22 protein-coding genes are annotated in these 22,136 nt (G+C 66.0%); 11 read left to right on the top strand and 11 right to left on the bottom strand.

Annotated elements, in window-relative coordinates; translation table 11 throughout:
- Nucleotides 1-20: 20 nt before the first annotated feature.
- Entirely contained in the window at nucleotides 21-848 is an 828-nt protein-coding gene (locus SOM18_RS10345) for a ferredoxin--NADP reductase (RefSeq protein WP_031441376.1), read from the bottom strand.
- Between the two features lie 306 nt (nucleotides 849-1,154).
- Between SOM18_RS10345 and uvrB the strand changes: the two genes are divergently transcribed.
- Nucleotides 1,155-3,353 carry an excinuclease ABC subunit UvrB gene (gene uvrB / locus SOM18_RS10350; protein WP_031441377.1) on the top strand — a complete coding sequence of 733 codons (2,199 nt, stop codon included), beginning with the start codon at nucleotides 1,155-1,157 and terminating at the stop codon, nucleotides 3,351-3,353.
- Nucleotides 3,354-3,475: 122 nt separating this feature from the next.
- Here the strand turns inward: uvrB and SOM18_RS10355 are convergent, their stop codons facing one another.
- Nucleotides 3,476-3,853: a PRC-barrel domain-containing protein gene (locus SOM18_RS10355; RefSeq protein WP_031395809.1), complete on the bottom strand. Its 378-nt coding sequence runs from the start codon at nucleotides 3,851-3,853 to the stop codon at nucleotides 3,476-3,478.
- 117 nt (nucleotides 3,854-3,970) lie between these two features.
- On the opposite strand from SOM18_RS10355, the gene SOM18_RS10360 reads away from it, so the two are divergent.
- Nucleotides 3,971-4,519 (top strand): hypothetical protein, encoded by a 549-nt coding sequence (locus SOM18_RS10360; RefSeq protein WP_320481624.1) that lies wholly within the window; start codon nucleotides 3,971-3,973, stop codon nucleotides 4,517-4,519.
- A 550-nt stretch (nucleotides 4,520-5,069) separates the two neighbouring features.
- Here SOM18_RS10360 and SOM18_RS10365 read toward each other — a convergent pair.
- The 3 genes from SOM18_RS10365 to SOM18_RS10375 all read right to left on the bottom strand — a co-directional run bounded on the left by SOM18_RS10365 (nucleotide 5,070) and on the right by SOM18_RS10375 (nucleotide 8,158).
- Nucleotides 5,070-5,612 (bottom strand): DUF2501 domain-containing protein, encoded by a 543-nt coding sequence (locus tag SOM18_RS10365; RefSeq protein ID WP_052380873.1) that lies wholly within the window; start codon nucleotides 5,610-5,612, stop codon nucleotides 5,070-5,072.
- Between the two features lie 71 nt (nucleotides 5,613-5,683).
- On the bottom strand, nucleotides 5,684-7,201 hold the full coding sequence (locus SOM18_RS10370; protein WP_031440044.1) for a fumarate hydratase: 1,518 nt from the start codon (nucleotides 7,199-7,201) through the stop codon (nucleotides 5,684-5,686).
- A 207-nt stretch (nucleotides 7,202-7,408) separates the two neighbouring features.
- Nucleotides 7,409-8,158 (bottom strand): hypothetical protein, encoded by a 750-nt coding sequence (locus SOM18_RS10375; protein WP_031440043.1) that lies wholly within the window; start codon nucleotides 8,156-8,158, stop codon nucleotides 7,409-7,411.
- A gap of 205 nt (nucleotides 8,159-8,363) precedes the next feature.
- On the opposite strand from SOM18_RS10375, the gene SOM18_RS10380 reads away from it, so the two are divergent.
- A complete protein-coding gene (locus SOM18_RS10380) occupies nucleotides 8,364-9,065 on the top strand; it encodes an NAD-dependent deacylase (RefSeq protein WP_031440042.1) in 702 nt (233 codons plus the stop codon).
- Here the strand turns inward: SOM18_RS10380 and lgt are convergent, their stop codons facing one another.
- The 4 genes from lgt to lepB all read right to left on the bottom strand — a co-directional run bounded on the left by lgt (nucleotide 9,066) and on the right by lepB (nucleotide 12,798).
- The gene (gene lgt, locus SOM18_RS10385) at nucleotides 9,066-9,908 is read right to left on the bottom strand and encodes a prolipoprotein diacylglyceryl transferase (protein ID WP_031440041.1); all 843 of its coding nucleotides are present in this window, start codon (nucleotides 9,906-9,908) and stop codon (nucleotides 9,066-9,068) included.
- A 261-nt stretch (nucleotides 9,909-10,169) separates the two neighbouring features.
- Entirely contained in the window at nucleotides 10,170-11,087 is a 918-nt protein-coding gene (gene era / locus SOM18_RS10390; RefSeq protein WP_031440040.1) for a GTPase Era, read from the bottom strand.
- A 242-nt stretch (nucleotides 11,088-11,329) separates the two neighbouring features.
- On the bottom strand, nucleotides 11,330-11,992 hold the full coding sequence (gene rnc, locus SOM18_RS10395) for a ribonuclease III (RefSeq protein WP_031440039.1): 663 nt from the start codon (nucleotides 11,990-11,992) through the stop codon (nucleotides 11,330-11,332).
- The gene (gene lepB / locus SOM18_RS10400) at nucleotides 11,989-12,798 is read right to left on the bottom strand and encodes a signal peptidase I (RefSeq protein WP_031395171.1); all 810 of its coding nucleotides are present in this window, start codon (nucleotides 12,796-12,798) and stop codon (nucleotides 11,989-11,991) included. The genes rnc and lepB overlap by 4 nt, the downstream gene beginning before the upstream one ends.
- Nucleotides 12,799-12,965: 167 nt before the next feature.
- Between lepB and pgi the strand changes: the two genes are divergently transcribed.
- From pgi to gorA, 3 genes are all read left to right on the top strand, one after another.
- Nucleotides 12,966-14,456 carry a glucose-6-phosphate isomerase gene (gene pgi, locus SOM18_RS10405; RefSeq protein WP_320481625.1) on the top strand — a complete coding sequence of 497 codons (1,491 nt, stop codon included), beginning with the start codon at nucleotides 12,966-12,968 and terminating at the stop codon, nucleotides 14,454-14,456.
- A gap of 168 nt (nucleotides 14,457-14,624) precedes the next feature.
- On the top strand, nucleotides 14,625-15,002 hold the full coding sequence (locus tag SOM18_RS10410; protein ID WP_031440037.1) for a DUF4174 domain-containing protein: 378 nt from the start codon (nucleotides 14,625-14,627) through the stop codon (nucleotides 15,000-15,002).
- A 99-nt stretch (nucleotides 15,003-15,101) separates the two neighbouring features.
- Nucleotides 15,102-16,457: a glutathione-disulfide reductase gene (gene gorA, locus SOM18_RS10415; RefSeq protein ID WP_031440036.1), complete on the top strand. Its 1,356-nt coding sequence runs from the start codon at nucleotides 15,102-15,104 to the stop codon at nucleotides 16,455-16,457.
- Nucleotides 16,458-16,460: 3 nt separating this feature from the next.
- Here gorA and SOM18_RS10420 read toward each other — a convergent pair whose 3' ends face one another.
- Entirely contained in the window at nucleotides 16,461-17,243 is a 783-nt protein-coding gene (locus SOM18_RS10420; RefSeq protein WP_031440035.1) for a crotonase/enoyl-CoA hydratase family protein, read from the bottom strand.
- 98 nt (nucleotides 17,244-17,341) lie between these two features.
- Here SOM18_RS10420 and SOM18_RS10425 point away from each other — a divergent pair, with 98 nt between their 5' ends.
- Both SOM18_RS10425 and SOM18_RS10430 read left to right on the top strand, forming a co-directional pair.
- Complete coding sequence (locus SOM18_RS10425; RefSeq protein ID WP_031440034.1) at nucleotides 17,342-17,764, top strand: PaaI family thioesterase; 423 nt, start codon at nucleotides 17,342-17,344, stop codon at nucleotides 17,762-17,764.
- Nucleotides 17,758-18,159, top strand: coding sequence for a PaaI family thioesterase (locus tag SOM18_RS10430; protein WP_031440033.1), 402 nt, complete (start codon nucleotides 17,758-17,760; stop codon nucleotides 18,157-18,159). Before SOM18_RS10425 ends, SOM18_RS10430 begins: the two co-directional genes overlap by 7 nt.
- A 37-nt stretch (nucleotides 18,160-18,196) precedes the next feature.
- Here the strand turns inward: SOM18_RS10430 and SOM18_RS10435 are convergent, their stop codons facing one another.
- The gene (locus SOM18_RS10435; RefSeq protein WP_031440032.1) at nucleotides 18,197-19,321 is read right to left on the bottom strand and encodes a PQQ-dependent sugar dehydrogenase; all 1,125 of its coding nucleotides are present in this window, start codon (nucleotides 19,319-19,321) and stop codon (nucleotides 18,197-18,199) included.
- Between the two features lie 179 nt (nucleotides 19,322-19,500).
- Here SOM18_RS10435 and rimP point away from each other — a divergent pair, with 179 nt between their 5' ends.
- Genes rimP through SOM18_RS10450 form a run of 3 tightly spaced genes read left to right on the top strand, consistent with a single transcriptional unit; the run spans nucleotide 19,501 to nucleotide 22,048 of the window.
- Nucleotides 19,501-20,094: a ribosome maturation protein RimP gene (rimP, locus tag SOM18_RS10440; RefSeq protein ID WP_031440031.1), complete on the top strand. Its 594-nt coding sequence runs from the start codon at nucleotides 19,501-19,503 to the stop codon at nucleotides 20,092-20,094.
- Nucleotides 20,094-21,809, top strand: a complete 1,716-nt coding sequence (nusA, locus tag SOM18_RS10445; protein WP_031440030.1) for a transcription termination factor NusA — start codon at nucleotides 20,094-20,096, stop codon at nucleotides 21,807-21,809. Before rimP ends, nusA begins: the two co-directional genes overlap by 1 nt.
- Nucleotides 21,809-22,048: a tautomerase family protein gene (locus tag SOM18_RS10450; protein ID WP_031392998.1), complete on the top strand. Its 240-nt coding sequence runs from the start codon at nucleotides 21,809-21,811 to the stop codon at nucleotides 22,046-22,048. The genes nusA and SOM18_RS10450 overlap by 1 nt, the downstream gene beginning before the upstream one ends.
- Nucleotides 22,049-22,136: the final 88 nt, after the last annotated feature.

Below are 22,136 nucleotides of genomic sequence, written 5' to 3' on the forward strand. Positions count from 1 at the left end.
GCGCCAAGCGCCCTGGCGGGTCAGCCGACGAAGGCGCGCTCGATCACGAACGTACCGGGCTTGGAATTCGCGCCCTCCTCGAAGCCCTGCGCCTCGAGCATCACCGCGAACTCCTTGATCATCTCGGTCGATCCGCACAGCATCGCGCGGTCGGTCTCGGGGTTCAGCTTCTGGTCGCCGCGCACCGGATGGCCGAACAGCGACGCGTCCTCGATCAGCGCACCGATCCGCCGCGTGGTGCGGAACGGCTCGCGCGTCACGGTCGGGATGTAATGGAACTGCGTGGCCGCCTCCTCAGCGATCAGCGGATCCTCGGCGAGCAAGGCGACCATCTCGTCGTGATAGGCAAGGTCGCTGACGCGGCGCACGCTGTGCACGACGATCACCTGTTCATAGGCCGAATAGACGTCGGGATCGCGCATCAGGCTGAGGAACGGCGCGAGGCCTGTGCCGGTCGAGAACATGAACAGCCGCTTGCCCGGGAGCAGCGCGTCGAGCACCAAAGTGCCGGTCGGCTTCTTGCCCAGATACACCTCGTCGCCCGGCTGGATCAGCTGGAGCTTCGAGGTCAGCGGGCCGTCCTCGACCTTGATCGACAGGAATTCGAGCTCTTCCGAATAATGCGGGCTCGCGATCGAATAGGCGCGCATGATCGGCTTGCCGCCGTCCTGGGGGAGGCCGATCATCACGAATTCGCCCGAGCGGAAGCGGAAGGTCGACGGGCGCTCGATCGCGAAACTGAACAGATGCTCGTTCCAGTGGCGCACCCACAGAACCTTGGCGTTGAGGAACGCGGGCGTTTCCGGGATGAGCACGGGCGCGCGGGTTTCGAGGGTTTCGGCGGTCATGCGTCTATTCCTTGGCCGCGCGGAGTCGCGCCGGCGGGTCGATGGCTTGCGAAACGGTCGCATTATGGATGCGCGTGCGGTGGGTCAACATTAGCAAAGCTTGGGGCCGCACAATGCTCGCCGCATTAGAACGTCCGTCATTCCCGCGAAGGCGGGAATCCATACTGGCAGCGCTCTCCCTTAAGATGCTGACGGCGTAGGCTACCGATCCCCGCCGTCGCGGGGATGACGGGTGGTTTGCGGATTGACGAATGCCGGCAATGGCGGCGTTGTCGTCGTGCCATCTGTTCCCCATATTCCCCCTCGATGGCCATCCAGATCCGCACCAGCCTCGCCGAACCCGAAACCGGCGACACCTTCGTCCCGCACCGCCCGACCGCGCGCCCCGCAAAGGTCGAGGGCGGCAAGCGGTTCAAGCTCGTGAGCGAATATGAGCCGGCAGGCGACCAGCCGACCGCGATCGCCGAACTCGTCTCGGCGATCGGCGAGGGCGAGAAGGACCAGGTGCTGCTCGGCGTCACCGGCTCGGGCAAGACCTTCACGATGGCGAGCGTGATCGAACGCGTGCAGCGGCCTGCGCTAATCCTCGCGCCCAACAAGATCCTCGCAGCACAGCTCTACGGCGAAATGAAGTCGTTCTTTCCCGACAACGCGGTCGAATATTTCGTCAGCTATTATGATTATTACCAGCCTGAAGCTTATGTCGCGCGGTCGGACACCTATATCGAGAAGGAATCGTCGACCAACGAGTCGATCGACCGGATGCGGCATTCGGCAACGCGCGCGCTGCTCGAACGCGACGACGTGATCATCGTCGCGTCGGTCTCGTGCCTGTACGGCATCGGCTCCGTCGAGACCTATTCGGCGATGATCTTCGACCTGAAAAAGGGCACGACCGTCGACCAGCGCGAGATCGTGCGCAAGCTCGTCGCGCTCCAGTACAAGCGCAATGACGCGGCGTTCCAGCGCGGCAATTTCCGCGTGAAGGGCGACACGCTCGAGATCTTCCCGTCGCATTACGAAGACAGCGCGTGGCGCATCTCGTTTTTCGGCGACGATATCGAGGAGATCACCGAGTTCGACCCGCTGACCGGCAAGAAGGTCGCGTCGCTGAACTCCGTACGCGTCTATGCGAACTCGCATTACGTGACGCCCGGCCCGACGCTCAAACAGGCGGGCGAGGCGATCAAGCACGAGCTGGCCGAGCGGCTGAAGGAGCTGGTGCTCGAGGGCAAATTGCTCGAGGCGCAGCGGCTGGAGCAGCGGACGAACTTCGATCTCGAGATGATCGCGGCGACCGGCAGCTGCGCGGGGATCGAGAATTACTCACGCTTCCTCACCGGTCGCATGCCGGGCGAGCCCCCGCCCACCTTGTTCGAATATCTGCCCGACAACGCGCTGCTGTTCGTCGATGAGAGCCATGTCACGATCGGCCAGATCAACGGCATGTCGCGCGGCGATCACCGTCGCAAGCTGACGCTTGCCGAATATGGCTTCCGCCTTCCCTCGGCAATCGACAACCGGCCGCTCAGGTTCAACGAATGGGACGCGATGCGCCCGCCAACGACCTACGTCTCGGCGACGCCGGGCAGCTGGGAGATGGAGCAGACCGGCGGCGTGTTCGCCGAACAGGTCATCCGCCCGACCGGGCTGATCGATCCGCCCGTCGAGATCAAGCCGGTCGAGGAGCAGGTGCAGGACCTGATCGTCGAGGTCGGGAAGACCACCGCGCTCGGATACCGTACGCTCGTCACGACGCTGACCAAGCGGATGGCGGAGGATCTGACCGAGTATATGCACGAGGCGGGGATCAAGGTCCGCTACATGCACAGCGACGTCGAGACGCTCGAGCGTATCGAACTGATCCGCGACCTGCGGCTCGGCGTGTACGACGTGCTGATCGGCATCAACCTGTTGCGCGAGGGGTTGGACATCCCCGAATGCGGGCTGGTCGCGATCCTTGATGCGGACAAGGAGGGCTTCCTGCGGTCCGAGACCTCGCTGATCCAGACGATTGGGCGCGCGGCGCGTAACGTCGACGGGCGCGTGATCCTGTACGCCGACCGCGTCACGGGCTCTATGGAGCGCGCGATGAACGAGACGGCGCGGCGCCGCGAGAAGCAGGTCGCGTACAACACCGAACACGGCATCACGCCGACGACGATCCGCCGCAACATCGGCGACATCATCGCGCACGTCGCCAGCCAGGATCAGGTCACCGTCCCGATCGACGAGGACCGCCCGCACATGGTCGGCCACAACCTGCGCGCCTATATCGAGGATCTTGAGAAGCAGATGCGCAAGGCCGCGTCGGATCTGGAGTTCGAGACCGCCGGGCGGCTGCGCGACGAGATCCGGCAGCTGGAGAACGAGGAGCTTGGCCTGCCGGTGGACCAGCAGAAGGCGCCGGTCATGGGCCGTTCGAACGAGGGCAAGCCAGGCACGCGGAAAACGCGCTACGGGAAGAGCCAGAAAATGCGGATGGGCGGTTCGCGCTCGCGTTGAAGCGGCTACCCCCGTTTTCGTCACCCTGACGAAAGTCAGGGCCCAGAGCCGCGGATGCTGCGGTCAGTAACTCTGGGTCCTGACTTTCGTCAGGATGACGGAGGGGTCGAACCGTGCGCGGGTCAGCCGACGACCAGATCCTCGCTGCTCGACCCATAATAGCTCGCCACCCGGTCGGCATAGGCCTGGTCGAAGACCGGCGCATTGTTCGACCAGCTCGGGCCTCCCTCAAGCACGCGCTTGTCGATCGTCACCACATACAGGTCACGCACCGCGTCGAACTGAAGCAGCGCGAACGGCAGCGGGTAGAAGCTCTTGCCCATGCCCAGGAACCCGCCAAGGCTCAGCACGGCGTGCGTCGCGCGCCCGGTACCCTTGTGCACCATGAAGGCATAGACCGTCCCCACCGCGTCGCCATCGCGGCTCTCGACCTTCATCGTCCCCGAAATATTGGCCTGCACGAGCAGCTGGGTTGGGGTCTGGGCAACGGTATCGGACATGGATCGTCTCCTGATTTACAGTGTTCCGTCGCTGAACCGGTAGCAGCGTGCGCCGGTTCCCACACGATCGCCGTCCTCGCGCCTTGAGCGGCCGCCGGGTGTGCCGCATAGCGGGTCATGCGCGCCCACACCCCTATCGCCGCCGGCTGGCCCATCGCCGCCGGCCTCGCCACGCTGACGCTGATCGCCGGTTGCGTCGCGCCGCCGCGCGCCGAACCGCCGCCGCCGCCACCGCGCGTCGAGGCGCCCGCCCCCGCACCACGCCCCGCCCCGCTCGCGGCGGATTGGCGCGACTGGCCCTATACGCCGGGAAGCTGGACCTATCGCCGCGATCCGCGCGGATCGCTGGCGAGCTTCGGAACGCAGGCGGCGCAGCCCGCGCTGACACTGCAGTGCGATACCGGCACGCGGCAAATCCATCTGTCGCGCACCGCCGCGGCCGCCACGCCGATGACGATCCGCACGTCGAGCGTCACGCGCGCGCTGGCGGTCCAGCCCGGCAGCACGCCCGGCACCGTGACGGCGACGCTGCCGGCCAGCGATCCGCTGCTCGAGGCGATGGGGTTCAGCCGCGGTCGGTTCGTGATCGACCAGCAGGGCCAGCCCGCCCTCGTCATCCCCTCATGGGCGGAGATCGAACGCGTGACCGAGGATTGCCGCGGGTAAGGGCGGGCATTCGCCCAGCGTGCCGCACAGCCTTTGAGAATTGCGCGAAATCTTCTGCAAAACAAGACTTGTATCAACAGGTCACCCGGCACACATTGCGGTTGCGGTCAGGCTTGGCCGCGTTTTTTCAACAAGCGAAAGGAGGTGATCCGATGTCTCATGGTTCAGCAGTGAGTTCGGTTCGGTTCGTTCGGGGGACGCGCTACTGATATCCGACAGCATGTGCGGGAGGTATCGCCCTCCAATCAACGCGCATGGCACAGGATGAGGTGGTACGCATGGTCCTCCGGGCTGGAGCTCTCCGGCCGCTGACCATGTCAGGAGGTTGTCGGGTCGTCGTGAGACGCCCCGGCAACCTCTTTTCATTTCTGGGTGGTTTTGTTTGGAGGATGCGGACGTGGCCCCGCATTTTTAAGAGAACGCTCCTCCCCCAACCCACACCGTCATCCTGACGAAAGTCAGGATCCAGAGCCACGCAAGTTGCCCCTAATTACACTTTCGTCAGGATGACGGGACGGGCGACGGCTAGCCGCCCTAGCGCATGCGCCGGTTACAGAAACGCCTTGGCCCGGTTGAGCACGAGGCTGCACATCTTCGTCTTCACCTGTCCGCCGAGATTGTCGAGCGACAGCCCCTGACCGTTCGGCGCCTGAAGCTCCCCCGCCTGTCCCGCTGCAAAGCCAGGCGACGTCCGCACGCCCTGCCGCCCGGTCAACCGCTGCAGGATCGACTGCGCGCCTGCCGCCTGGCCCGTCGCAGGGGACTGCGTCCGGGTCTGGGGCGCCGTTTGCCGCCCCGTTAACGCGCCTAGTGCGCCGCCCTGACCGAGCAGGTTGTTCTTGAGGCAATAGCCTAGCAGACCTGCTGCATTGCCAGCCCCGATCGAACCGATGCCCGACGCGCCACCGCCAAGCAGGCCGCCCAATCCGCCACCCAGTCCGCCGCCGAGCCCGCCAAGACTGTCACCCAGGCTACCGAGGCCCCCGCTGGACGTACGGGGCGCGGGCGCGGGTGCCCCGCTCTGGGCAACGGCGCTCGTCGTCATCAATGTTGCGACCGCGATCGCGACGACGGGGTTGGCGGGCTTGAACATACGAAACTCCTCTGGTTCGCAAGCTCAACGGAAGGGCCGCCCTCCCCGTTCCACGTCATCGGAACCAACGGTCACGCCGGCGCGAGCAACCGCTCCCGCGCGATCTTCTCGCGCCAGACGAGTGGCGCCAGCTGGTGGACGTTCTCGCCCGCCGAATCGACCGCGACCGTCACCGGGAAATCGGCGACCTCGAATTCGTAGATCGCTTCCATACCCAGATCCTCGAAGCCGACGACCTTCGATCCCTTGATCGCGCGCGCTACCAGATAGGCCGCACCGCCGACCGCCATCAGATAGGCCGACTTGGCCTCGGCGATTGCCTTGGTCGCATCGCCGCCGCGCTCGGCCTTGCCGACCATCGCGAGCAGGCCCTGGTCGAGCATCATGCGCGTGAACTTGTCCATCCGCGTCGCGGTAGTGGGGCCCGCGGGCCCGACCACCTCGTCGCCGACCGGATCGACCGGCCCGACATAATAGATCACGCGACCACGGAAATCGACGGGCAGCTCCTCGCCCCTGGCCAGCATGTCGGCGATCCGCTTGTGCGCGGCGTCGCGCCCGGTCAGCATCTTGCCGTTCAGCAGCAGCCGGTCGCCATGCTTCCACGTCTGCACGACCTCGGGAGTCAGCGTGTCGAGGTCGACCCGGATCGCGGCCTTGTCGGGCGTCCAGTTGACGTCAGGCCATTCCTCGAGCTTCGGTGCCTCCAGATACACCGGCCCCGACCCGTCGAGCACGAAATGCGCATGGCGCGTGGCGGCGCAGTTCGGGATCATCGCGACCGGCTTCGACGCGGCATGCGTCGGCCAGTCGAAAATCTTGACGTCGAGGATGGTGGAGAGCCCGCCCAGCCCTTGCGCGCCGATGCCGAGCGCGTTGACCTTGTCGTAGATCTCGATCCGCAGCGCCTCGATGTCGTTCTTCGGACCGCGTTCCTTCAGCTGCGCCATGTCGATCGCGCCCATCAGCGACTGCTTGGCGAGGATCATCGACTTTTCCGCGGTGCCGCCGATGCCGATGCCGAGCATCCCCGGCGGGCACCAGCCCGCGCCCATCTGCGGGATCATCTCGAGCACCCAGTCGACGATCGAATCGCTCGGGTTCATCATCTTGAACTTCGACTTGTTCTCACTGCCGCCGCCCTTGGCAGCGACGTCGATCGAGACGGTGTTGCCGGGCACCATCTCGACATGCATCACGCTGGGCGTGTTGTCCTTGGTGTTGCGGCGCGTGAAGGCGGGATCGGCGAGGATCGAGGCGCGCAGCTTGTTCTCGGGGTTGAGATACGCCTTGCGGACGCCTTCATCGATCACCTCCTGCAAGGAGCGGGTCGAATCGAGACGGCAGTCCTGGCCCCATTTCACGAAGATCGTGACGATGCCGGTATCCTGGCAGATCGGGCGGTGGCCTTCTGCGCACATCCGGCTGTTCGTCAGGATCTGCGCGATCGCATCCTTGGCGGCGGGGCTCTGCTCGGCTTCGTACGCGACGCCCAGCGCACGGATGTAGTCCATCGGATGGTAGTAGCTGATGAACTGGAGCGCGTCGGCGACGCTTTCGATCAGGTCGGCTTCGGTGATGACGGTCATGCAGCGCCTTTACGGATACGGGTTTGCAGGCGTCTTAGCGGCGATCGGGTGATTTATGAAGATAGGGTCGGTCGGGGGATCGCCGCGCGACCCGCCACGACGTCCGCGCCTGCACGAGATCCGACGTGTAAGGTTCTCCAAACAAAAGGGGCTGGAGTGGACACATCACCACTCCAGCCCCTCAGGCTGTGATTACGTGCAGCAGTCTTACATCGGCGGCGTCAGGCCATCCTTGCCGACCGCGACGGACCTCGCCCCCGACGCGCCGGCCAAGGTGATCGCGAACAGCTTCTGGCCCTTTGCAAGGACCGATCGCTCGGCCGGCTCGAACCGGACGATCGGCGTGCCGACGGGCACGACGACCTGCGCCTTGCCGCCCTTGTACGAGATGCTGAGCTTGGTTTCGCCGGGCTTGCCCGCCCCGCCGGTCACCGTGCCGTTGGTCATCCCGCTCTGCTGATCGACCGTGCCATTGGTCATCGCGGTCTGCCCGTCGACGGTGCCGTTGGTCATCGCGCTCTGCCCATCGGCCGCGCCGCCGCCAGCGGCCGCGACCACGCCGGGAACGTCCCAGGGATAATGGCCCTCGCCGGTCCCGCGCATCGCCTCGGGGAAGATGACGAGCTCGACCGCGCGCAGTGCGTCATCGGGACCGGTCGTGGCCGTGCCGATGAAGTCCCCGTCCTTCAGCGTCGACAGATCGGACTTCACCACCCAGGCGACCTTGGTCTTTGCATCGAGCGGCACGCTGACCGACTTGCCGTCATAGGTCTGGACGGTCAGCGCGTCGGCGCCGACCGCGGTGATCACGCCGCGAACGCGGGTAACGTCGGACGCTGCGCTTGCCGCCGCGCTGGTATTGACGGTGGCAGTGTTGGTGCCGGTCGATGTCGTGTCGCCACAGCCGCCGAGAACCGCGATCACGCCGCTCAACAGCATCAGTTTTTTGGTCACCATCGCATTGGATCCTTCGAATATCATGGCGCGCGGTGCCATGACGGCATCGGCGAACGGTGTGCGGCCGGCCACAAAGACATGGTCGGTTCGGTTCAACGCCGTAAACGAGCAACCGGGCGCATCCCGCCGACCCGATGCTCGGAGACGCGAGATATCGGCGTGACTGCGGCTATCCTGGCGACAGCGCCATACGTAGAGGGTGACGATGCAGGATCTACGAAAAATCGTCATTCTGACGGGTGCAGGAATTTCTGCCGAAAGCGGCATCGCGACGTTCCGCGGCCCGGGCGGCCTATGGGAAGGACACCGGGTCGAGGACGTCTGCACCCCCGAGGCACTCGCCGCGGATCCGGAGCTGGTGCACCGCTTCTACGATCTCCGTCGGGCGGCGCTGGCGACGGTCGAGCCCAATGCCGCGCACCGTGCGCTGGCGCGGCTGGACGAAGCGTGGGGCGGCGGATTGCTGATCGTCACGCAGAATGTCGACGACCTGCATGAGCGGGCGGGCGCGACGCGGATGCTGCACATGCATGGCGAACTGCTGTCCGCGCTATGTGCCGTCTGCGGCGCGCGCGAACCCTGGGCCGGCAGCTTGCCGGAGGGGGCGATATGCGGCGCCTGCGGGTCGGCAGCGCTGCGGCCCGACATCGTGTTCTTCGGCGAGATGCCGTACCAGATGGAACGGATCGAGGCGGCGCTGGCGCAGGCGGATCTGTTCGTGTCGATCGGGACGTCGGGGGCGGTCTATCCGGCGGCCGGCTTTGTGCAGACCGCGGCCTATCACGGCGCCGCTACCTTGGAGCTGAACCTAGACCCCTCGATGGGGAGCGTGTTCTTCGAGGAGACGCGGATCGGCGCGGCCGGAATGCTGGTGCCAGCGTGGGTCGATGAGGTTTTGGGGCGATAGTCACGGGGTAGGGACGACCGCGGCGCGCGCGCGCTTGAGCGACCGGACGTAGAACCAGATGCCCGCGCCGATCATCGGCACGCTCAGCGTTTGCCCCATCGTCAGCCCCCACCACAGATGGTCGAGCCCGGCATCGGGCTGGCGGACGAATTCGAGCACAAACCGCGCGGTGCCGTACAGGATCAGACCCGCGCCGAGCAGGTGTCCGGGACGAAGCCGCGCGTCGGTGCGCCAGAACAGATAGACCAGCACGATCATGCTGAGTCCGCCCTCGAGTGCCGCTTCGTATAGCTGGCTCGGGTGCCGGGGTATGCCGTCCTGCGTGCCCGGGAAGATCACCGCCCAGGGAAGCGAGCTTGGCCGCCCCCATAATTCCCCGTTCACGAAATTGGCGATCCGCACCAGCACGAGCCCGAACGGCGTCGCACACGCGACGTAATCGCACATCCGGAGCAGCGACAGCCGATGACGCCGCGTGAACAGGACCAGGCTGACGATCACCCCCAGGAACCCGCCATGCAGCGACATGCCGCCCCGCCAGAGCTTCAGCACGTCGAGCGGCTCGCGCCAGATCTCGGGCCGGTAGATCACGCAATAGCCGAGCCGACCACCGATGATGATGCCCAGCGTCAGGTAGAAGACGAGATCGTCGACATGCCCCGCCGTCATCGGCGCACCGGACCGGCGGAGCATCCTCCGCAGATACGACCAGCCCAGCGCGATCATCGCGATATAGCTGAGCGCGTACCATCGGAGCTGGAACAGGCCGAAATCGAGCGCCACCGGCGACAGATGCAACTGGTCGTAGCGGATCGCTGACGTCGCTTCGATCAGGGTCGGCATCGCGTGGTCCTCGTCCGGATTCTCGGGCGAGGTCTACGGTAGCATCAATAGATTTCAGGAGGTCGCGGGTTTAATACAATGGGCATGAGCGTGACGGAGTGCCGAGCCGAACTCTGTCATCCGCCCGAACGCTACCACCCCGGCGAAGGCCGGGGTCCAGTTGGGAAGGCCTGAGTAACGGAGCGCTATCCGTCGTGACGCCCGTCCCCCAACTGGGCCCCGGCCTTCGCCGGGGTGGAGTGTGGTGGTTGTGGTCGCGGGTCAGTCGACCCAGTCGAGGCCGATGTCGCGATAGACTTCGCGGTCTTCGTCCCAGCCGGGTTTGACCTTCACGTGCAGGTACAGATGCACCGGCTTGCCCGTGATCGAGGCGAGTTCGATGCGCGAGCGCGCGCCGATTTCCCTGATCCGCACGCCGCCCTTGCCGAGCACGATCGCGCGCTGAGTCGGGCGTTCGACGAGGATCTGCTGGTGGATCTCCAACGACCCGTCCTGGCGCTCGATATACTGCTCGGTCTCGATCGTGCTCGCATAGGGGAGCTCGGCGTGGAGCTGGAGATAGAGCTGTTCGCGCGTGACCTCGGACGCGAGCGCGCGTTCGGTTGAGTCGGAGACCTGGTCTTCGGGATAATGCCACGGGCCTTCGGGCATCGCCTTGGCGAGTTGCGTCTTGAAGTGCGCGAGGCCGTCGCCGGTGCCGGCACTGATGAAGAACGTCTCGGCGAAGGGGAGCAGCGCGTTCAGCTTTTCCGCGTGGATCAGGAGCTTGGTCTTGTCGGCGAGATCGACCTTGTTGAGGATCAGCCAGATCGGCTCAGGTCGGCCGACCAGCGACTCGACGATCGTCGTGACCTTGCCGCCGATCCCGCCCTTGGCGTCGACCACCAGCGCGATGATGTCCGAACCTTCCGCGCCACCCCAGGCGGCGGCGACCATCGCGCGGTCGAACCGGCGCTTGGGCTCAAAGATGCCGGGGGTGTCGACGAGCAGGATCTGCGTGTCGCCTTCGATCGCGACGCCCATCAGCTTGGCGCGCGTGGTCTGCGCCTTGGGGCTGACGATCGCGACCTTCTGGCCGACGAGCGCGTTGACGAGCGTCGACTTGCCTGCGTTCGGGGCGCCGACGATGGCGACTAGGCCGCAATGCTTCGGGTCGGGCTTGGTATTCGTTTCAGTCACATATGCTCTTTTCGAACTGGTGTTGCGGGCACCTGTACAGCGAAAACGGCTGTTCGTCATCGCGTCGCGACAAGGCAGTTTGGTTCACGCGGAGCCGCGGAGGCGCGGAGATGGTGTGGATGGGGCTCGCGCCGTCTGCGATTATGCGCCGTCGATCAACTCGGAGTCGTTCGGGGCAGGACCGGAGTTCCATTCGCTGCCCCCCTCCGCGTCTCCGCGTCTCCGCGCGAACAAGAGCCTTCTTAGCCCAGCTTCTCCAGCAGCGCCTTGGCCGCTGCGGTTTCGGCCTCCTGCTTGCTCGAGCCGGTCGCCGTCGCCTCGGCGAGTTTGCCGATCGAGACCAGCATCGTGAATTTGGGCGCGTGGCCGGGGCCGGTGCGCTCGACGATCGTATATTCGGGCGGCTTGCGGTTATGCGCGGCCGCCCATTCCTGAAGCGCGGACTTGGGGTGCTGCGGCGCCTTGGCACCGGCCTGGACGCGGTCCCCCCAGGCGCCGCGGACGAACGCACGTGCGGCGTCGAGCCCGGCCTCCTGGTACCAGGCGCCGATCAGTGCCTCCATCACGTCGCCCAGCACATTGTCGCTATCGCTGGCGCCGTCGTCGCGCGCCTGCTTGCCGAGCTTCAGATGTGCGCGCACCCCGAGTTCGCGCGCCACTTCGGCACAGACCGGGCCCGTGACGAGCGCGTTCAGCCGTTTCGACAGCGACCCCTCGGGATCGGTCGCGAACAGTTCGTACAACCATTCGGCGACGATCAGCCCCAGGACGCGGTCGCCGAGAAATTCGAGCCGCTCGTAATTCGCCTTCGCCTGGCTGCCATGCGTCAATGCGCGCTCATAGGGTGCCAGATCGCGCGGCCGGCGACCGAATACGCCCGCCAGCCAGTCGCCGAGATCGCTCAAAAGCCTTCCCCGATCCGCTCCCAGCGTGCGGCACTGACCCAGGTCCAGGGTTTCAGCCATTCGGCATTGCCGTCGGTCGAGAAGAAGCTGACGACTGCCTTGCCCTCGACATTCTCGAGCGGGACATAGCCCATCCCGCTTGGTGCGGGGAACCGGCTGTCACCGCTGTCGTCGCGGTTGTCGCCCATCACGAAGATATGGCCTGCAGGCACCGTATAGACACCCGTGTCGTCGCGATCGGGCAGCTGCGCCTGGTCGAGCACGGAATAGCTGCGGCCGCCGGGCAGCGTCTCGCGGTAGCGCGGATAGCGACAGATCTGGACGCCGTCGGCGACGTCGACGAACGGCGCGCCGCATTTCTCCGCATCGAAATTGGCGGTCAGCGGGATCGTGAAGTCGGCGATCCGCGCCTTGGGGATCGCGGTGCCGTTCAGGTACAGCGTCCCCTGCCGCATCTGCACCGTCTCGCCGGGCAGGCCGATCACGCGCTTGATGACGTCGTGATCGAGCACTTCGGGGGCGCGGAAGACGACGACGTCGCCGCGCGTCGGCGTGCTGCCGAAGATCCGTCCGGGGATCAACGGCACGCCACCCGGCAGCGACCAGCGCGAATAGCCGTAGCTCCACTTCGACACGAACAGATAATCACCGATCAGCAGCCGGGGCAGCATGGATTCGGACGGAATGCTGAACGGCGCGAAGATGAAGCTGCGCAGGATCAATACGACCACCGCCAGCTTCAGCAGGAAGCGGAACGTCTCTGCGGTTTCGGATCGGGCCGGTTTGGTCTTCGCGTCTTTTGCCATGGCCGCGGGTTTGCTCAACCGGCGCGCGCCGTCAAGCATATGCAGCATCCGCCATGTCCGGATACGATCCGGACACCCCCGGAGACCCAATCGCCTCCCGGGACGTTATGGTGTTCTTGCTCGCGTCGCCGTATCGGTGCGCACGAATTCCAAATCGGAGACTTTGCATGACCGCCGACTGGTCCAAAATCGAAGCCCTGCCCGCCGCCAAACTCACCGACCTGTTCGCCGCCGACTCTGAGCGGTTGTCCAAGCTGAGCCTCGACGTCGCAGGCATCCACTTCGACTGGTCGAAGACGCACCTGACCACGGACATGGTCAGCGCGTTCGAGGAAATGGCCAAGGCGCAGGACCTGTCGGGCAAGCGCCAGGCAATGTTCGCGGGCGAGATCGTCAACGTCACCGAAGGCCGCGCGGTCGAGCACACCGCCGAGCGCGGTGAGGGCAAGCCCGAGAGCGTCGCGATCGCACAGGCGAGCCATTCGCGGATGCGCACGCTGATCGACGCGATCGAGGCGGATGCGCTCGGCCCCGTGCGGCATATCCTGCATGTCGGCATCGGCGGCTCCGCGCTGGGGCCGCAGCTGCTGATCGATTCGCTCGGGCGTGACGACAAGCGATATGATGTCGGGATCGTCGCCAATGTCGACGGCGTCGCGCTGGAGGACGTGTTCGAACGCTTCGATCCGGCCGCCACGTTGCTGGTGGTCGCGTCGAAGACCTTCACCACGACCGAGACGCTGATGAACGCCGAAGCCGTGCTTCAGTGGATGAACGAGCATAATGTCGAGGATCCTTACGGCCGCGTGATCGCGCTGACCGCCGCGCCCGAAAAGGCGATGGAATGGGGCGTCGACGAGACGCGGATCCTGCCGTTCGCCGAGAGCGTCGGCGGGCGCTATTCGCTCTGGTCGACGATCGGTTTTCCGGCCGCGATCGCGCTCGGCTGGGACCGGTTCGAGGAGCTGCTTGAGGGGGCGGCCGAGATGGACCGCCATTTCCGCCTCGCCGCGCTGCACGAGAATGCGCCGGCGCTCGCGGCGTTTGCCGACCTCTATTACACGCAGATCCGCCATGCCGAGACGCGTGCGACCTTTGCCTATGACGAGCGGTTGCGGTTGCTGCCAAGCTATCTCCAGCAGCTGGAGATGGAGTCGAACGGCAAGTCGGTGACCGCGGATGGCCAGCCGCTCGGGCGGCCTTCGGCGGCGATCACCTGGGGTGGGGTCGGCACCGAGGCGCAGCATGCGGTGTTCCAGCTGCTCCACCAGGGCACGCATCTGGTGCCGGTCGAGTTCGTCGCGTCGATCGAGCCGGGCGACACGCTGCCCGAGGAGCATCACAAGGCGCTGTTGCTCAACGCCTTTGCGCAGGGTGCGGCGTTGATGGCGGGCAAGCAGGTCGAGGATCCCGCGCGCAGCTATTCGGGCGACCGGCCATCGTCGACGTTGCTGCTCGACGATCTCGACGCGCGCACGCTGGGCGCGCTGATCGCGTTCTACGAGCACCGCGTGTTCGTGAACGGCGTGCTGCTGGGGATCAACTCGTTCGACCAGTTCGGGGTCGAGCTGGGCAAGGAAATGGCGAAGGCCGCGGAGAAGGGCGGGCAGACGTTCGATCCTTCGACCGACGACCTGATCAAGCGCGCGTTCGGGTAAGCCGGGCCTCGCGCCCTCCGCTTCTCTTACACCTGCACTTCCCCGGCGGAGGCCGGGGCCCAGTTGGGAAGGCCGTGTTTTAGCCACCGCGGTTCACCCAACTGGGCCCCGGCCTTCGCCGGGGTGGTAGAACAGGGAGCGCGAGCGAACCTCCCGCGTTACATCTTCATGCCCATCCTCCTCGCCGTAGCGCTCGCCGCCTCTCCCACCCTTGCGCAAATACGATGGGATCGCCGCGTGTTGATCGTCGCGGCCCCCTCCTCGCAGGACCCGGAACTCGCCGAGCAGCGCCGCATCCTCGACAATTGGACTGCCAAACGCGACGAGCGCGACCTCACCGTCGTCGAAATCGTCGGCGATCAGGTCCGCGGTGCCGGGGACAGCGCCCCCGCGCTGCGCCGCAAATTTCGCCTCCCCGCCACCTTCACCGCGATCCTCATCGGCAAGGATGGCGGCGAGAAACTGCGCAGCGCACACCCCTTCGCCGCCGCCGTGCTCGAGCGGACGATCGACGCGATGCCGATGCGCAGGGCGGGTCGGCGATAGAGCCAGCCGATCACCCTGATCGCCGCACCGGTCTTGTCCGCGCATCCCCCCTGCCCCAGATGGCATCCAAAGCCGCAGCGCGACGTACAAGGATAGCCCGTGACCGATACCCAATTCGACTATGACCTCTTCGTCATCGGCGCCGGCTCGGGCGGCACGCGTGCATCGCGCGTTGCCGCCGCGCATGGCGCGCGCGTCGCGGTCGCCGAGGAATATCGCGTCGGCGGCACCTGCGTCATCCGCGGCTGCGTGCCGAAGAAGCTGCTGATCTACGGTGCGCATTTCGCCGAGGATCTGAAGGACGCCAAGCGCTTCGGCTGGCAGGTGCCCGACGATTGCGCGTTCAGCTGGCCCACGCTGCGCGACAACGTGATGGAGGAGGTCGACCGGATCAACGGCGCCTACACCCAGACGCTCGAGAACAACCATGTCGACATCATCCACCAGCGCGCGGTCGTCTCTGGCCCCAACGAAGTCACGCTCGCCGACGGCAGCAAGAAGACCGCGGCGAAGATCCTGATCGCGGTCGGCGCGCACCCGCTGGTGCCGGACTGCCCCGGTGCCGAGCACGGCATCACCTCGAACGAGGTGTTCCATCTCGACGATGTGCCGAAGCGCGTGCTGATCGCGGGTGCGGGCTATATCGCCAACGAATTCGCCGGCATCTTCCATCAGTTCGGCGCGCACGTCACGCTGATCAACCGCACCGACGTGATCCTGCGCGGCTATGACGAATCGATCCGCGACCGGCTGCTCCAGATCTCGATGAGCAAGGGCATCGACTTTCGCTTCAACGCGGCGTTCCAGGGAATCGACAAGGGCGAGGACGGTTGCCTGACCGTGCATACCAGCGGGCACGAGCCGATCGTCGTCGATCTCGTCCTGTTCGCGACAGGCCGCGTGCCGAACACCAAGGGCCTCGGGCTCGAGACGGCCGGCGTCGAACTCGACGCGGCCGGCGCGGTCGTCGTCGACGAGGACAACCGGTCGAGCTGCGACAGCATCTTCGCGGTCGGCGACGTCACCAACCGCATCCAGCTGACCCCGGTCGCGATCCGCGAGGGGCAGGCGTTCGCCGACACGTTCTTCGGCAACAAGCCGACCCGCGTCGATTACGCCAACGTCCCCGCCGCGGTGTTCAGCCACCCGCCGATGGCCGGCGTCGGCATGACCGAATCGCAGGCCAAGCAGGCACTGGGGTCGGTGAAGGTCTACACTTCGGACTTCCGGCCGATGAAGAACGTACTGGCGGGGCGCAACGAGCGCTCGCTCTACAAGATGATCTGCGACGGCGAGACCGACCGCGTCGTCGGCATCCACATGATCGGCCCCGACTGCCCCGAGATCCTCCAGTCCGCCGCGGTGGCGGTGAAGGCGGGGCTCAGCAAGGCCGATTTCGACGCGACCGTCGCGCTGCATCCGACGATGGCGGAAGAGCTCGTCCTGATGAAATAGCGCCTAGTCGACGAACACCGCCGCGCGCTTTTCGAGATTGGCGCGGACCTGTTCGACCTGGTTGGGCTTGCGCATGACCCGTCCCTGCGCGTCGCTTTCGGCGCGCAGGATCGCCGCGGCGTCGGCATCCGCGGCTATGCCATAGAGTGCCTTCGAGCCCCGGATCGCCTGCGGATTCTTCGCGGCGATCTCGCGGGCCATCGTCATCGCGGCGGCGCGGGGATCCTCGTCCAGCCGCGTGACGAAGCCGTGGTGCAGCGCCTCCGCCCCGTCGAACTCCCGCGCGGTATAGGTCAGCTCACGCAGCACGTCGTCGCGCGCCAGCGTCCGCCAGAGCGCTATCCCCGCCATGTCGGGTACCAGCCCCCAATGCGTCTCGCGGATCGCGAACCGCGCGTGCGGGTGGGCGATGCGGATGTCGGCGCCCGACATGATCTGGAACCCGCCACCGAACGCGACGCCGTGGACCGCGGCGATCACCGGCATCGGCAACGTCCGCCAGCCCCAGGCGACCTGCTGCACCAGATTCGCATCGCCATACGTCCGATCGTCGAGCGACAGGCCCGACCCGCCGCCCGCCATCGACGCCATGTCGAGCCCCGCGCAGAACGCACGACCCTCGCCCGACAGCACGACGACGCGCACCTCGGCCATCCCCGCCAGCCGGTCGATCGCTGCGGCGATCCCCTCGAACATCGCCGGGTCGATCGCGTTCATCTTGTCCGCGCGGTTGAGGCGGACATCGGCGATCCCGTCCGCGACGGCGATGGTGACCCGGTCGTTCATGGCGATCCTCTCTCCTGATCTCGTTGCGCCCGATGCTAGCCCCGCCCCGCATGTGCGGCAATGTTGCGTGGCGGTCGCTGGCGTGTAGAGGTCGGGGTATGGATGGCTTCGACGCAGAGCGGTTTACACGACACGGGTTCGGCGGGCACGGCGCCGCGCTCGGGATGCGCTATCATGCGCATGGCGCGGACTGGGCGGAGCTCGCGCTGCCCTATGACGAAAAGCTGATCGGCGATCCGGCCAGCGGCGTGATCGCGTCGGGGCCGATCATCACGATGATGGACATGGCCGCCAGCATCGCGATCTGGATCCGCCGCGCGGCGTTCGTGCCGCATGCGACGCTCGACCTGCGCGTCGATTATCTGCGCCCGGCGACGCCCGGCAAGACGGTGATCGGACGCGGCGAATGCTACCGGATCACCCGGTCGATCGCGTTCGTCCGCGGCCAGGCGCATGACGGCGATCCCGCCGATCCGCTTGCGCATGTTGCGGGCACGTTCATGGTGCTCGGGTCATGGTGAGCACGCTGCCACCCTATGCCGCGACGCTGGGCGTCGAGATCGAACGCGACGCGGAGGGTCGGCCGGTGCTGCTGATGCCGTTCGGCGACGACGTGATCGGCCGCCCCGGGTTCCTCCACGGCGGCGCGATATCGGGGCTGCTAGAGGTCGCGGCGATCGCGGCGCTCTACCATGCGATCGAGACCGAGGGCCCCGAGGACGCCAGCGTGCGGATCAAGCCGGTGACCGTCACCGTCGATTTCATGCGGGGCGGCCGCGACAAGCCGACGCGCGCGGCAGGCGTGGTCACCCGGCTCGGCACGCGCGTCGCCAATGTCGAGGCGACCGCCTGGCAGGACGACCGCGACAAGCCGATCGCGGCCGCGCGGATGAATTACCTGATCGTCCGCGACTGACGCCACCTCCCGCCCGCGGGCAGGAGGCGGCAGGGTTTTACCGCGCCGTCAGCTTGATCAGTCGTCCCTGCGATTCGCCACCGTCCTCCAGCACCCAGATGGCGCCGTCGGGCCCCTGTTCCACCTCGCGGATACGCGCGCCCATGTCCCACTGGTCGCCCTTGGCGGCATTGGTGCCGTTCAGGTCGACGCGGACGAGTGATTTCGACGACAGCCCGCCGATGAACGCATCGCCCTTCCACTGGGGGAACATGCTGCCCGAATAGATCATCAGCCCGCCCGGCGAGATCACCGGATTCCACGACACCTTGGGCGCCGCATAGCCGTCGCCGGGCTTGTGGTCGGGAATGTCGCGCCCGTCATAATGGCTGCCGTTCGACGCGTTGGGCCAGCCATAATTCTGCCCGGGCGTGATCAGATTGACCTCGTCGCCGCCCTTCGGCCCCATCTCCTGTTCCCAGAGATTGCCCTGCGCGTCGAATGCGATGCCGAGCAGGTTGCGGTGGCCGTAGCTCCAGATCTCGGGTGCAAAGCCCTTGCCCGCGAGCGGATTGCCGGGCGCGGGCTTGCCGTCGAGCGTCAGGCGAAGGACCTTGCCAAGCGTGACCTTGGGATCCTGCGCCGGGGTGAATTTCTGGCGGTCGCCATTGGTGAAGAACAGATATTTGCCGTCGGGCGAAAACGCGATGCGACCCGAATAATGGCCGTTGCCTTCGACGAATGGCCGCGCGCTGAAGATCACCTCGATCTCGCCGAGCCGCTCGTCCCCGCCACCGTCGGGCCGCAACCGACCCCGCGCGAGAACCACGCCCTTGCCGCCAGCACCTGTCGACGAATAGCTGAAATACACGCGCTTGCTCGTCGCGAAGTCGGGCGCGAGGACGACGTCCATCAACCCGCCCTGCCCTGCCGAATCGACCGTGATCGTCGCGACCGTCTGACGCTGCTTCCCATCGGCCGAGACGAGGAGCATTTCCCCGGCCTTCTCCGTCACCAGCATCCGCCCGTCGGGCACCACCGTCATCGCCCAAGGTGACTCGAAATCGGCGACGACCGTTTCTTGGAACGGCTTTTCCCCCGGCGCGGGCTGGGCGGAACAAGCAGCGGCGGCGAGCAAAGTGGCGGATATCAGGCCGGTGGCGGCCAATGTGCGACGGATCATGATCTTCTCCCGGAAATCCCTGCGCCAACGCGGCGTGACGAACGAAGGTTGCTCCCGCTTGCGAAGCGTTGTCATCGCGGGTATGGAGATCCTACTTTCTCTACATCGCCAGATGAAGAGGCTGCGGGGTTCGCTCCGCGGCGCTGATCACCTGTGCTTTGGCCCTGTTTGGAATTGCGATGGCGAATATCGCCCTGTTGACCGAATTGATCGAACCCGAAGCCAAGGCGCTCGGCCTGAGCCTCGTGCGCGTGCGCATGCAGGGCGGCAAGTCCGATCCGACGCTGCAGGTGATGGCCGAGCGGCCCGACACCCGCCAGCTCGTGATCGAGGATTGCGCCGAGCTGTCGCGCCGCATCTCGGACAAGTTCGATGCGCTCGAAGCCGAGGGCAAGGACCCGGTCGGCGAGGACGCGTACCGCCTCGAGGTGTCGAGCCCCGGTATCGACCGCCCGCTGACCCGGCTCCAGGACTTTGCCGATTGGGAAGGCCAGGAGGCGCGTATCCGCCTCATCGAGCCGTTCGAGGATCGCAAGCAGATCTCGGGCAATCTGATGGGCGTCGAGGGGACCAAGATCACCGTCGACGTGAACAAGCACAAGATCATGACGATCGACTTCAGCCAGGTCGCCGATGCAAAGCTCGTCATGACCGACCGACTCATCGCCGCGACCGCGCCGCTTTCGACCGAAGGCGCGGACGAGGTTTTCTATCAAGATACGTCCGATGAGCCTGATGCTCGCGGCGTCGAGACCGAAGAAGGACAGCATTGATGGCCACGGCAGTCACCGCAAACCGCGCGGAACTGATCGCGATCGCGAATTCGGTCGCGTCGGAGAAGATGATCGACAAGGCGATCGTGATCGAGGCGATGGAGGATGCGATCCAGCGCGCCGCCCGCTCGCGCTACGGCGCCGAGAACGACATCCGCGCCAAGCTCGATCCGAACACCGGCGATCTGCGCCTGTGGCGCGTCGTCGAAGTGGTCGAGGCCGTCGATGACTATTTCAAGCAGGTCGACGTCAAGGGTGCGCAGAAGCTCCAGAAAGACGCAGCACTCGGCGACTTCATCGTCGATCCGCTGCCCCCGATCGAGTTCGGCCGCATCGCCGCGCAGGCCGCCAAGCAGGTCATCTTCCAGAAGGTCCGCGACGCCGAGCGCGAGCGCCAGTTCGAAGAATATAAGGACCGCGCAGGCGAGATCATCACCGGCGTCGTCAAGCGCGTCGAGTTCGGCCATGTCGTCGTCGATCTCGGCCGTGCGGAAGGCGTCATCCGCCGCGACGCGCAGATCCCGCGCGAAGTGGTGCGCGTCAACGACCGCATCCGCTCGCTGATCCTGAACGTCCGCCGTGAGAACCGCGGGCCCCAGATCTTCCTTAGCCGCGCGCACCCCGACTTCATGAAGAAGCTGTTCGCGCAGGAAGTCCCCGAAATCTACGACGGCATCATCGAGATCAAGGCTGCGGCCCGCGATCCCGGGTCGCGCGCCAAGATCGGCGTCATCAGCCATGATTCGTCGATCGATCCGGTCGGCGCGTGCGTCGGCATGAAGGGGTCGCGAGTTCAGGCCGTCGTGCAGGAAATGCAGGGCGAGAAGATCGACATCATCCCCTGGTCGCCCGACATCGCGACCTTCGTCGTCAACGCACTGCAGCCGGCTTCGGTCAGCCGCGTCGTGATCGACGAAGAGGAAGAGCGCATCGAGGTCGTCGTTCCCGATGACCAGCTTTCGCTGGCGATCGGCCGTCGTGGCCAGAACGTCCGCCTCGCGTCGCAGTTGACCGGCAAGGCGATCGACATCCTGACCGAGGCCGATGCCTCCGAGAAGCGCCAGAAGGACTTTGTCGAGCGTTCGGCAATGTTCGAGAAGGAGCTCGACGTCGACGAGACGCTCGCACAGCTGCTGGTCGCCGAAGGGTTCACCAGCCTCGAGGAAGTCGCCTATGTCGAGGTCGAGGAGATCGCCGGCATCGAGGGCTTCGACGAGGATCTGGCTGGCGAGTTGCAGAACCGCGCGACCGAGGCGCTCGAGCGTCGCGACGCGGCCAGCCGCGAAGAGCGTACCGCGCTCGGCGTGGAGGACGCGCTGATTGACATGCCGTATCTGAACGAGGCGATGCTCGTCACGCTCGGCAAGGCGGGCATCAAGACGCTCGACGATCTCGCGGATCTCGCGACCGACGAGCTGGTCGAGAAGAAGCGGGCCGAACCGCGCCGTCGCAACGACGATGCGCCCAAGCGTCCCGAGCCCAAGGGCGGCATCCTCGCCGAATATGGTCTCAGCGACGAACAGGGCAACGAGATCATCATGGCCGCGCGCGCGCACTGGTTCGAGGACGAGGCCCCCGAGGCGGACACGGAAGAGGCTCCGGTGGAAGCGGCTTCGGCTGAGGATATTGCGGCCGAGGACACTGCGGCGGATGACGTCGTGGCGGATGACGCTGCGGACACGGCCGACGCGAAGAGCGAGGACGACAAGGCCTGATGCCGTTTGTCAGCATCCGCATTTCGGGGTCCGCCACCAAGGACCAGAAGGCCGGCATCGTCGCCGACGTCACCCAGTCGCTCGTCGAGCGGCTGGGAAAGAACCCGGCTGCGGTACAGATCGTGATCGAAGAGGTTTCGACCGAGAATTACGGCGCGGGCGGCCAGCTGCTGGTCGACCGCGACGCTCCCAAGACGACTCCGGCGCAGGAGGACGCACATGCGGAACCCTCCCGATGAGACGCTAGGCGCTACCAACGGCCTTCCTTCCTCCCCTCCCGCAAGCGGGAGAGGACCGAAGGGTGGGCGCCCGGCCTCGGCTAAGAAC

This window comes from Sphingomonas sp. CFBP9019 (assembly GCF_034045155.1).
Taxonomy (GTDB): Bacteria; Pseudomonadota; Alphaproteobacteria; order Sphingomonadales; family Sphingomonadaceae; genus Sphingomonas; species Sphingomonas aerolata.